The sequence below is a fragment of the Streptomyces altiplanensis genome (assembly GCF_053591575.1).
Window position 1 is genome coordinate 1 of the sequence record NZ_JBSFUB010000223.1, and the last position, 1,618, is coordinate 1,618.

Annotated in this window: 1 protein-coding gene; it reads left to right on the forward strand. The window is 68.9% G+C overall.

Annotated features, from left to right (window positions below; all coding sequences use genetic code 11):
- A partial coding sequence (locus ACWD0Y_RS36605) for a type I polyketide synthase (RefSeq protein ID WP_450264568.1) occupies positions 1-1,618 on the forward strand: 1,618 nt, incomplete at both ends.

The window sequence follows — 1,618 nt, forward strand, 5'->3', positions numbered from 1 at the left end:
TGGCCCGCCACCTGGTGGCGGAGCACGGTGTGCGCCGTCTGCTGCTGGTGAGCCGCCGAGGTCCGGGCGCTGAGGGTGCCGAAGCCCTGGTGGGCGAGCTGTCGGTGCTGGGTGCGGAGGTCTCGGTCGAGGCGTGCGACGTGGCCGACCGGGACGCGCTGGCTGACCTGCTGGCACGCCACACCGTCTCCGCGGTGATCCACACCGCTGGTGTGCTGGATGACGGTGTGGTGGGTTCGTTGACGCCGGAGCGGTTGGATGGGGTGTTGCGTCCGAAGGTGGATGCGGCGTGGTATCTGCATGAGTTGACGCGTGATCTGGATCTGTCGGCGTTTGTGGTGTTCTCGTCGGTGGCGGCGATGTTCGGCAGTGCGGGGCAGGGTAATTACGCGGCGGGTAATGCCTTCCTGGATGCGCTGATGGAGCGTCGTCGGGTTGAGGGGTTGCCGGGTGTGTCGCTGGCGTGGGGTCCGTGGGAGCAGTCCGGTGGGATGACGGGTGCTTTGGCGGAGGCCGATGCGGAGCGGATGGCGCGTGCGGGTGTGCCGGCGTTGTCGGTGGGCCTGGGGGTTGCGCTGTTCGATGCGGCGTTGGCTGCGGGTGATGCTGTGGTGGCGCCGGTGCGGCTGGATCTTGCGGTGTTGCGTGCGCTGGGTGATGTGCCGGTGTTGTTGCGGTCGTTGGTCCGGGTGCGGTCGCGTCGTGCGGCTGCCGCGGCGGGCGGTGCGGCTGCGGGGCTGGTGGAGCGGTTGTCGGTGCTGACGGTCGTTGAGCGTCAGGAGGTGCTGCTGGATCTGGTACGTGGGCAGGTCGCCCTGGTGCTGGGGCATGCCGATGCCAACGCGGTCAACCCCGAACGTGCCTTCCGTGAGCTGGGCTTCGACTCGCTCACCGCGGTCGAACTCCGCAACCGGCTCAACACCGCGACCGGGCTACGGCTGTCGGCCACGCTCGTCTTCGACTACCCGACGGTGGAGACACTGGTCGCCCACCTGCTCGACGAATTGCTCGGTGCGGATGCGGCCGTGGCACTCCCCATCGCGGCGCCTGCGCGGTCAGTGGCGGATGACCCGATCGTGGTCGTGGGGATGAGCTGCCGCTATCCGGGCGGCGTGACCTCGCCCGAGGACCTGTGGCGACTGGTCACCGAAGGCAGTGATGTCATCTCGGCCTTCCCGACCAATCGTGGCTGGGACGTGGACGGCCTCTTCGACCCGGACCCCGACCACAAGGGAACGTCCTACACCCGCTCGGGCGGATTCCTGCACGATGCGGGTGAGTTCGACCCGGCGTTCTTCGGGATGTCGCCGCGTGAGGCGATGGCGACCGACTCGCAGCAGCGGCTGCTGCTGGAGACGTCGTGGGAGGCGATCGAGCGGGCCGGGATCGACCCGGTGTCGCTCAAGGGCAGTGCGACCGGCGTGTTCGCCGGTGTGATGTACAACGACTACAGCGCGGTTCTGGCAGGCCCTGAGTTCGAGGGCTTCCAGGGCAGTGGCAGCTCGCCCAGCCTGGCGTCGGGCCGGGTGTCGTACACCCTGGGCCTGGAGGGTCCGGCGGTGACGGTGGACACGGCGTGTTCGTCGTCGCTGGTGGCGATGCACTGGGCGATGCAGGC